This is a genomic window from Paenibacillus sp. 01T422 (assembly GCF_056398785.1).
The window spans coordinates 1-10,669 of sequence record NZ_JBFTQB010000193.1; the positions used below are offsets into that span (position 1 = coordinate 1).

9 protein-coding genes are annotated in these 10,669 nt (G+C 49.0%); 8 read left to right on the forward strand and 1 reads right to left on the reverse strand.

What is annotated here, in order from left to right; translation table 11 throughout:
- From AC1DUA_RS13090 to AC1DUA_RS13120, 7 genes are all read left to right on the forward strand, one after another.
- On the forward strand, nt 1-797 hold a 797-nt coding region (locus AC1DUA_RS13090), incomplete at its 5' end, for a helix-turn-helix transcriptional regulator (protein WP_477500177.1).
- Nucleotides 798-842: 45 nt separating this feature from the next.
- On the forward strand, nt 843-2,900 hold the full coding sequence (locus tag AC1DUA_RS13095; protein ID WP_477500178.1) for a glycoside hydrolase family 65: 2,058 nt from the start codon (nt 843-845) through the stop codon (nt 2,898-2,900).
- A gap of 44 nt (nt 2,901-2,944) precedes the next feature.
- A complete protein-coding gene (locus AC1DUA_RS13100) occupies nt 2,945-4,087 on the forward strand; it encodes an oligogalacturonate lyase family protein (RefSeq protein ID WP_477500179.1) in 1,143 nt (380 codons plus the stop codon).
- A 27-nt stretch (nt 4,088-4,114) separates the two neighbouring features.
- Nucleotides 4,115-5,257, forward strand: a complete 1,143-nt coding sequence (locus AC1DUA_RS13105) for a glycoside hydrolase family 88/105 protein (RefSeq protein ID WP_477500180.1) — start codon at nt 4,115-4,117, stop codon at nt 5,255-5,257.
- Between the two features lies 1 nt (nt 5,258).
- Nucleotides 5,259-7,706, forward strand: coding sequence for a glycosyl hydrolase family 95 catalytic domain-containing protein (locus AC1DUA_RS13110; protein WP_477500181.1), 2,448 nt, complete (start codon nt 5,259-5,261; stop codon nt 7,704-7,706).
- Entirely contained in the window at nt 7,703-8,257 is a 555-nt protein-coding gene (locus AC1DUA_RS13115; RefSeq protein ID WP_477500182.1) for a Rossmann-fold NAD(P)-binding domain-containing protein, read from the forward strand. The genes AC1DUA_RS13110 and AC1DUA_RS13115 overlap by 4 nt, the downstream gene beginning before the upstream one ends.
- 33 nt (nt 8,258-8,290) lie before the next feature.
- Nucleotides 8,291-8,812, forward strand: coding sequence for an acetamidase/formamidase family protein (locus tag AC1DUA_RS13120; protein WP_477500183.1), 522 nt, complete (start codon nt 8,291-8,293; stop codon nt 8,810-8,812).
- Between the two features lie 392 nt (nt 8,813-9,204).
- Here AC1DUA_RS13120 and AC1DUA_RS13125 read toward each other — a convergent pair whose 3' ends face one another.
- Nucleotides 9,205-9,756 carry a helix-turn-helix domain-containing protein gene (locus AC1DUA_RS13125; RefSeq protein WP_477500184.1) on the reverse strand — a complete coding sequence of 184 codons (552 nt, stop codon included), beginning with the start codon at nt 9,754-9,756 and terminating at the stop codon, nt 9,205-9,207.
- Between the two features lie 150 nt (nt 9,757-9,906).
- On the opposite strand from AC1DUA_RS13125, the gene AC1DUA_RS13130 reads away from it, so the two are divergent.
- On the forward strand, nt 9,907-10,669 hold a 763-nt coding region (locus AC1DUA_RS13130), incomplete at its 3' end, for an alpha/beta hydrolase-fold protein (RefSeq protein WP_477500185.1).

The following is a 10,669-nucleotide window of genomic DNA, read 5'->3' on the forward strand; positions in this document are numbered from 1 at the left end:
GTGTAAGTACGCCACAAACAGAAGTTGCCAGGCTGCGTCAGGCGATGCTGGAAGCAGAGAATGCACTGAATTATCGGCTATATCAAGGTTATGGGCAGATTATTCCGTTTCATGAGGTATCGGGGCATGAAGTGATGGAGACGGTTGTGGACRCAGGAAAGCTGGATGAATTATCGCAGTTGATTGAGTCGGGAGACGAGACAGGTTCGCTAGAAGCGGTTGAACGTCTGATCTCCGATGTGCGAAGCAATTATGGGTATCCTTCTGCTGCTTTAACTTTTCTACGGGCAGTGCAAGAGCGTATTGAGCAGTTATGGCAGGCCGACGACGAATCTACCGAGGGCAGCGCGTTCGAGAGATTCAACACACTTCATCTCGGAGACATACAAGAGGAACTCAGCAAGCGTGTCGAGCCGCTGGTTCAGCGCTTCCATAAACTCATTCAAAGCAAGGATTTTATTACGTGTCACCGCATGATCGACTATATGAAGCAGCATTTGAGCGAGACAATCGGGATCCCAGAAATTGCTGACGATGTCGGAATTAGCAGCTCTCTGGCCAGTCAGATTTTCAAGCAAGAAACGGGAGAAACCATCTATAACTACTTGACGCGCCTGCGTTTGGAACGTGCGGCGGATCTGCTGCTGAAGACCGAATATAAGATATCGGATATTGCGGTTAGGGTCGGCTACCAGCACGAGAACAGCTTCATTCGAAGCTTCCGCAAATTCAAGAATATAACCCCGGGCAAATACCGGGATATGATGAGAACCCGTACGGATGTTATGCTGGAATAGACAAGCGGCATCAACCAGATCGGATAAGTGAACATAGGAGGAACTATGGATAGACGACAAATCATACAACGGCACAATCCGGAATTGAATAAATGGGACCCTTTGTCCCCCTTTTCTGTGGGAAATGGGGAATTCGCCTTCAGCGCGGACATCACGGGATTACAGACTTTCCCAGATCAATATGAGGTACCGCTAGGCACGCAGTCCAACTGGGGTTGGCACTATACGGGTGGACGGAATCGATTTACGGATCAGGATGTCGAGCACCAGATGTTCGATACGCATGGCAGACTGGTCGGTTACCCGATGAAACCAGGGAGCACAGCGGAGGCCTACCACTGGCTGAGGATGAATCCACATCGTCTCCAACTAGGCCGAGTCTCTTTTCGATTCCTGTTGGAATCGGGTGAACTAGCAGAAGCAGCCGATATTGCGCTGATCAGCCAGCGGCTCGATCTGTGGTCTGGCGTGCTTACTAGCGCTTATACCATTCAAGGCGTACTGGTTCATGTTACCACCGCTTGTCATCCTTCCATAGATGCGATCGGTGTGCGTGTACAATCAGGACTAATCGCGCAAGGCCGGTTGCAGGTGTTCGTTCGCTTCCCTGCGCCGGATATGACGAATACAAGTTGGGCGAAGGCTGTGTTTCCTGACTGGGACAATGATGATAGGCACAGGACGGAACTTCGCGAAGGCAGCAGCAATGAAGTTTTGCTAGAACGTACAATGGATGAAGATAAATATGAGCTGCGCTGGGCTTGGAGTGCTGGCACACTTAGACGGACAGGAGCACATGAGTTTACACTGTTCCCTCCTTCTGAACAAGTTGAATTAATTGAATTTTCTGTAATCTTTGCTCCGGAATCAGCGCAAATAGCCCCATCATTTGAAGAGACGATGGCTGCGAGCAAGCTTCACTGGGAGGAATTTTGGCTCAGCGGAGCGGCAATCGATTTCTCTGGCAGCTCGGATCCACGAGCTTACGAGCTGGAGAGACGCGTTGTTCTTTCGCAGTTCCTGTGTGCTATGCATAGTGGCGGCTCCCTGCCTCCGCAAGAGACGGGACTGATGTACAACAGCTGGTTCGGCAAGTCGCACTTGGAGATGCATTGGTGGCATGGCGCGCATTTTCCATTGTGGGGGAGAGAGGGCATCCTGCTGAAGAGCATGGATTGGTACAGCCAGATCTTGCCGGTTGCCCGCGAACTCGCATTGTCACAAGGATATGAAGGTGCCCGCTGGCCCAAAATGGTCGACTTCGAAGGCAAACCTTGCCCCTCACCCGTTGCGCCAGGATTGATCTGGCAGCAGCCGCACCCGATGACGCTAGCGGAGCTGATCTATAAAGCTCAGCCGACGAGAGAGCTGCTGGAACGATTCCGCGATATTGTCTATGAATCAGCGGATTTCATGGTCTCTTTTGCCTATTGGGATGAAGCGAAGCAAGTTTATGATTTAGGCCCACCGTTAATTCCAGCGCAGGAGTGCCACTCGCTTGCAGGTAGTAAAAATCCTCCGTACGAGCTCGAGTATTGGAAATATGGCTTAGAGATTGCAGTTCGCTGGGCAGAGCTTCTGCAGGAAACACCGAATCCGAAGTGGTCACAGGTTGCCGGAATGATGGCTGAGCCGCCGCAGGCTGAAGGCGTTTATCTGGCCCATGAGCTGTGCCCGGATACCTTTACAGCCAAAAATCACGATCATCCATCGATGCTCGGTGCGCTTGGCATTTTACCCGGAACAATGATTGATCGTCAGGTGATGCTGAACACGCTGTTGAAGGTGAAAGAGGTATGGAAATGGGGCTCCGCTTGGGGCTGGGACTTCCCGATGTGCGCAATGACGGCGGCAAGACTAGGTGAACCAGATATGGCAATTGACTTCCTACTTATGGATGCGGCGAAAAATACATATCTAACCAATGGCCACAACTATCAGCGAGTTGGTTTGTCTGCCTATTTGCCAGGTAATGGAGGTTTATTGACGGCTGTTGCGATGATGGCTGCTGGCTGGGAAGGCAGTTCGAACTTGAATAACCCGGGGTTTCCACAGGATGGCAGTTGGAACGTGAGCTGGGAAGGATTGAAACCTTGGTTGTAGGTCAGCTATTAGGCCTAATTCATGGATAATAAGGAGGCGATCGTATGGCAAAAGGAACAATATGGCCCTCGGAGCGTAAATCGGCAACGGACCGATTCACTGGCCTTGAAGTGATACAGCTCACGGATTATAAGTCACATAGTCATCATTTATATTTTACGGAAAGCGGTTGGTACGATGAGGAACAGCGTCTTATCTTCGTCTCGGATCGTGGTAATAGCACTAATTTGTATAGCCTGCACGTTGAGAGCGGTGTCATTACGCAGCTGACCAATTACCCGGGAAATGATCATCTCGATGCGTGCTTGCTGCCGGATGGGAGTGCGGTCTACATAAAGCTTGGAACACAGATCATACGCCTAGATTTGCAAGGGGATTTTGATGAGAAAGCGGTGTATGAAGCACCTGAGGGATATCATCTCGGCAATATAAGCGCCAGCGCCGAAGGGCAACATGTCTGTACTTGTGTCCAAGAGGATTTATCGCACCGAATTCGACTGGACCTCGGCAACGGTTATGTGGGGCATCGAGAACTCATGGAAGCAGCTCCCCACAGCATGATCGTACGTATCGACGCAGTGAATGGYGGTGCGGAAACCATCTATGAAGCAAACCGCTTTATTACGCATATCAATGCGTCTCCCAAGGAGCCTTGGTTGATGACATTTTGTCATGAGGGACCTTGGCATTTGGTCGATCACCGTATCTGGGGACTTGATTTACGCACAGGCCATGCTTGGAAAATCCGTGAACGTCTTGAGCCTGAGGAGAAGGTCGGCCACGAATTTTTTTATCCTGACGGCGTAACGATTGGCTACCATGGGTTCCGTACGAACGGGACGAATTTCTTCGGCAGCATCCGGTATGACAATACAGAGCTTGAAGAAACGGAATTCAATTTTGATACCTGGCATGGTTATGCAGATGGTTTGGGTCAAGCCATTGTAGACGGGAAAAGCGCAGTGAAGACGTTAAGCATCTGGCGAAAAAGGGATGGGGAGTACGATGGACCTCGCATGCTGTGTGAACTGCGCTGCAGCTTTCATTCTCAGAAAGTGCATGCCCATCCGCGTTTTGATGCAAAAGGCAAGCGTGTTCTATTCACGAGCGATAAGAACGGGTATGGTAATTTGTATCTAGTTAACGTCCCAGAGGACTTTACCGTATTGCCGCTGTTCACTCCATAAACAATGAAACGTGAGGGGGCATAAGCCATGAAGGCTTCCATGCTGGATACGAAAATCGAACGAATGTCCGTCAAGGTCGGCGAGGCGATTCTATCGCATAGCCAAGATGGGTACCATCCGAAAATTGCGAACCAATGGGGGTATGTCGCAGGAATGGCGCTTGCAGCCATCGATAAGTTAGGTGATTGGACAGGCGAGGCGACCTATCATGATTTCGTCAAACGGCATATGGACGTGTTTGTGCAAGAGGATGGTTCCATACGCGGTTACAAACTTAACGATTACAACCTTGATCATATCAATAAAGGAAAGAACCTTCTTCGTTTATGGAGGGAAACAGGCGAAACGAAATACGAGGATGCAGCGCGACTGCTGATCACTCAGCTTGCTAGTCAACCGCGTACGAATGAGGGTGGATTTTGGCATAAAAAAATATATCCCTATCAAATGTGGTTGGATGGCTTATATATGTCTTCCCCCTACATGGCTGAATATGCTCGAACCTTCGATGACAACAGCTGGTTCGATGAGGCGGCGCATCAGTTGCTGTTAGTCGAGCGCCATACCCGCAATCCGCAGACGGGCTTGCTGCATCATGCCTGGGATGAAACCCAGGAGCAGCGATGGTGCGATAGCGGGATGGGCCGATCGAGACATGTATGGGGACGCGCAATGGGTTGGTATGCCATGGCGCTCGTGGATGCGCTGGAGCATTTTCCAATTGGACATCCGAAGCGTGGACAGTTAATGGGCATTTTCGAAAGGATGGTGAATAGCGTCGTACGGGCACAGGATCAGGAAAGTGGTGTCTGGTATCAGGTAATGGATTGCAATGGTCAACAAGGCAACTATCTGGAGTCATCGGGTTCCTGCATGCTTACGTATGCGATCGCAAAGGGAATTAGGCTGCAATATTTGGCGGAAATCGACCGGAGCGTCGTAGAAAGAGCTTATGAAGGTATCATGAAACGTTTCGTGACGGAAGACGAGCAGGGTGTTCACCTTCATCATATCTGTCACGGTGCGGGTCTTGGCGGCCGTAAATACCGAGATGGCTCGTATGCGTATTACTTAAGCGAAGCAATTGTAAGCGATGTTTTAATGGGTGTTGCTCCGCTGCTGCTTGCTGCACTTGAGATGGAGCAGTTGCGCGAGCAGTGTGAGGAATGAGATGCAGGGGCAAATAGAAAATCGAGATGACGATAAGCTGACGATGAGCTACCCGGCCTCCTGGTGGCGGAATATGTGGCGAGAAGGGCTGCCTGCTGGCAACGGCGTGCTCGGTGCGTCCGTATTCGGTGGGGTTCAGGAGGAAACAGTGCTGCTGAACCATGCGAAGTTGTGGCATTGGGGACAGCGAGATGAGCTTCCTGATGTCAGCTTCACGCTTACGCAGACGCGGAAGCTGATGGACGAGCGGCGTTACCAAGAAGCGAGTTGGCAGCTGGCGGATGCCCTGAAGGAGCGGGGGTATGGGACGAAGCTGGCTTCTAGGTTTCCACTGGCAGCACTCCATCTGACGATGCCCAGCATGCATGCTTTTCGCGGGTACAACCGAGAGCTTGATATGAATAGCGGGGAAATTACAGTGGCTTGGAATGATGGAGATTGTCGGTATAAGCGGACGCTGTTCGTTTCCCGTGCCGATGATTGCATTGTGTATGTGATCGAAGGAGAAGGGGGGAGCGGGATAACCGGTGAAATCGGTTTGCAGCTTCATCCAAGTGACCGCTGGGCGGACACGCCTGAGTACAAGGAGCTAGAGAACTCTGTGGAAACAGGAGCAGATGAAGCTCATAGTTGGTACTCGGCAACGAACGATGACGGAACCGATTTTGGAGCCGTGCTGCGGATTGTACAGGAAGGTGGACAAACCACCGGATCTGATGGCGTCATCCGTTTCATGGAAGCAAGTCGAGTGCTCGTGCTGGTTAAAGTATTTACACGTGGTCAGCGAGCGGAAGACTGGCCTCGGTTGAAGCTGGAGCTTGCCGATCTGCTTCAAGACTGGGAGGCGAGTGCGAATGCTGGCGCTGTTTATGAACGCTTGCTGGAACGGCATGTCGCGTTACATCGACCGCTTTATCGCTCGGCGTTGCTTGTCCTGGGCGATGAGGATTCGGATCCTCGCTCTAATGAGCGATTACTGCTGGATGCCTATGAGGGAGAAGCTTCCGAGACACTTATTCGGAAAATGTGGGCTTACGGCAGGTATTTATTCCTTAGCGGCACCTCCACTGCGGAGGAGGCTGAACCCTTCGGTTTGTATGGATTATGGGGAGGGGACTATCGGCTAGTCTGGAGTCACAACATGGCTAATGAGAACATCCAGATGATGTATTGGCATGCGCATGTCGGTGGATTAAGCGAGCTTGTTCCCTCGCTATTCCGGTATTATGAGTCGCTGATGGATGATTTTCGCGAGAATGCTCGCAAGTTGTATGGCTGCCGAGGAATCTATCTGCCAGCTGGCACAACAGAGGGTGTCGGTGTACCCAGTCAGATCGTTCCGGTTATTCTAAATTGGACGGGAGCAGCTGGCTGGTTGGCACAACACTATTATGAATACGCTAAGTTTACAGAAGAAGCCAACTTCCTGGAAGAGCGAGCGCTCCCATTCATGCGAGAGGTACTTCAATTTTATAAGGATTTTCTTGTCATCGACGAAAGTGGCCAGTACAAGATATATCCTTCTGTATCACCGGAAAATACACCGCTCAACTACATGCCGACGGATGGCAAGCCGCTGGCACACCCGATGCCGACAGCGATAAACGCGACGATGGACATTGCCATTTTGAAGGAATTGTTGCGGCATTTGATTGAAGCGCTTCAAGTGGTTGGGGATGCCCAGCAGGAAGCAGAGGATTGGCAAGAAATGTTGGATCGTCTGCCTACCTATCGGGTGAACGACGAGGGAGCGGTGAGCGAATGGATTCATACCGATTTCGAAGACCGTTACGCTCACAGGCATTTGTCACATCTGTATCCTGTATTTCCAGGGCACGAAGTGACCAGGGAAGCGGATCCTACGCTATTTCAAGCTTTTGAGACGGCAGTGAATAAACGCGAGATCGGCGCACAGACTGGCTGGTCACTCGTGCACATGGCGGCGATCTATGCTCGACTAGGGGATGGTGACGGTTCACTGGAATGCTTGGATATTTTATCGAGAGCCAGCTTGCTGCCGAATTTGTTCACCTTGCATAATGATTGGCGGGGGATGGGGTTGTCAATGAACATGGCGACGGCGCCAGTTCAGCTCGATGCCAATCTGGGCTGGGTGAATGCAATCCAAGAGATGCTGCTACAGGTCTCGCCGGGGATCGTCAAGCTGCTGCCCGCACTGCCCGAACGGTTGAAGCGCGGGAAACTGTCCCACTGGAGATTTCATACGGGCAAAGTTTCGCTCGAGTGGGACACCAGATCAGGGAGATTCCTAGCGGAGATAACAGCCGAGCGGGATACAGATATCGTCATCAAGCTGCCCGATTGGGTGCGCGCCTGCACAGTTACTGGCAAGCGTATTCAGAAGTCCCCTCTAGGGGAGCAGTGCTACCTGATTCGGATGAACCGAGGAGATCAGTCGGTGATTTTTGAGGCTGAGGGGTTGGAATGAAAGGACTGAATGCGCGAACCGTGACGATATACGAAGTAAAGGGCAGCTTCGCAGATGTGACTTTAACCTATGTAGGGATTCATAATAATGTTGCGAACTCCTTAATAGCAGGTTGTGTGACATTGGGTATTAAACTTTTGTTAGTAACTCCGATAATCAATGAAGCTTCATGGGATGAAGAGCTCATGCAAACTGCTTATGAAAGTGGATCTATTGAAACCTTGAGTAGCTTGTCTGATGCGATTAGTAGAACAGATTTTATTTATACAGACACTTGGGTGGATATGGAACACTTTCAGGATACCCGGTATCAGGTGGAGAAAAATAGAAGGATTCAAATCATGATGCCATTTCAAATTAATAAGAGAAATCTCAATGGATTTTCCCCTTATATTATGCACGATATGCCAATTCATCCTGGGTATGAAATCGAGGAGGATTTGATCGAATCGGAGTATGCTATTATTTATCAGCAGGCTGAGAATAGAATGCATGTTCAGAAGAGCTTATTATTGCATTTATTTGAAGCTACAACGTTGGCGGAAAGGTGATTTGGGGCTTTCAGGGCGCCAGGGCTGGCTAAGTTGAAGCTGCCATTGCGGCCTTTTCTAGGTTGTTTTGGTGTAGCGCCTGCCAAAGGGCAATTCATCTCAACGGCCACAAGCGGCGAATATGGCGGAAATATGGACTATAAAGGCCTGGTCGCAGGCACCACAGTTTATTTTCCGGTGTCCGAAGAGGGGGCATTGTTTTATTTGGGTGATGGTCATGCTCTGCAAGGCGATGGAGAGATCATCGGTACAGGTCTCGAAATATCAATGGATGTTCAGTTCACAGTTAGCGTGCAAAAGGGTAAAACGATAAGCTGGCCGCGGGGCGAAACCGATACGCATTGGTTTTGTATCGGGAATGCACGGCCGCTGGATCAGGCGCTTCAACATGCAACAACGGAGATGTTTCGGCTGCTGCAGGAAGATTGCGGCTTAACCTCGTCGGAAGCCAGCTTGTTGATGGGTCAAGCCGTTGAATATGAAATTGCTAACATGTTCAATCCTGCCTACAGCGTTGTTTGCAAGCTGCCCAAAGTGATTTTATCATCATTGTAATAAATTCAAATAGAATGAAAAGAGGCTACCAATAAAAATGGTAGCCTCTATTACGTTTATTAATTGAGCAAGTGCTGCGCTTGTGAATTTATATATTAGAAAGATCTCTGGGAACTACAGTGCGCTATTTCGCAGAAAAGGAACAATTTCCACGAATAGGTGGAACAACAGTCCGCTATTTGGCCGATTTTCAGCTGACAAATGCGCCATGGGGGACAAATAAGGACCTGTAGTTCCGCTCCGAGAGGAAACAGCTTGTTTTTCTCGAAATAGGGGACTCCAGTTCCCTTTGAGCAAGTTTTAACCGACTCAGTCTGTGAGGAAAACAAGAAAAGAACTTATGTCCAAGCCCCTCAAACCTAGCCAGAAGGCAAGGTTGAGGGCTTTTTATTTTAGATAAACTCTCGGCCACCATCAGTTTCTGTATAAATAGAGATAAGCACGATGGCCGTGTCATCCCCAATATTTCTCACCACATGTGGCGTGCAGGCGTTCCAACTGAACGAATCACCCTCTCCGAATTCGGCCACATCTTCTCCTTGCTCCGCGTGCACTCTGCCTTTGATTACGACATGAACCTCCTCGCCTTCGTGAGCATGAGGCAAGTCACCTGTTGAGGCACCAACAGGCAATTCTACCATCATCATCCGGACATTTTTTGTAGAGCTCAGATGCTCTACCTTTAAATTGTCAGATCCACTTGTCGTAATTCTTCGTTCATCCTTGCGGACAATATGCATTCGTTCCTCTTTCTTCAAGAGCAAGTAAGCCAAAGGGACCTTTAGAACCTGTGCTATATTTTCAAGCGTAGAAATGGAGGGGGAAGTTTTATTCGTTTCAAGCTGACTCATGAAGCCTTGAGACAAGCCGGTTTCTTCACAAATTTGGGCAATAGTAATATTCTTTCGCTTCCGAATAGCCCGTATCGTTGAGCCGATGTCCATCCCGACCGCACCTCACATCAAATATTAGTTATACAAAACTTAATTACATATTAGCAAAATTTTTATTGACATGCCAACGTATCCTGTATTAAATTACTTATATAAACTTTATTTTTATATTACTTATATTTCGTGGAGGAGAGAATTCGAATGACAAAAACAATGCTTGTTTCGATTATTATGCGTGTATTAATGGGAATTATTTTTATCTCTCATGGGATTGCCAAGTTTCAAATGGGACTAAGCAATGTTGAAGGATGGTTCAGTTCAATCGGGAATCCGGCTTATCCATATGATGTGCATTTACCGGCTAATATAGATCCAGACAAGAAGTATCCGGTCATTTTTACTTTGCATGGCAAGGGCTCTAACGAGAAAAATATGTTTGGGTTAGTAGCTCCGTTAGCTGACAATTTCATTATTATCGGCATTCGAGGCAATCAGCCTCATACTTCGGGTTATCAGTATTATGGTTTGAAAAGCCTAGGAAATCCGATTCGGGAGATGTTTGACGAAGCGATAACGAATCTTGAAGCATTCATTCAAGATGCAACGGAGAAATATCCGATCGATCCTAGCAAGCGTTACTTGCTGGGCTTTAGCCAAGGCGCGATTTTATCTATGTCGCTTGCGCTTACGATGGGGGATCAGTTGAGGGGAATCGTTGCATTGAACGGGTATATTCCTGACTTTGTGAAGACGGAGTACCCTCTGCGAAGCGCGAAAGAAGTATCTGTATTTATATCGCATGGCGAATACGATTCCGTTTTTCCTGTTCGGATCGGCCATGAGACGGCCGCGTATTTCAGGGATCAGACGCCGCGCCTAACATTTAATCTGTATCCTACGGACCACGGGGTATCGGAAGAAAATCAGCTTGATTTTCTGCATTGGCTTAGACAGGATCTTGATT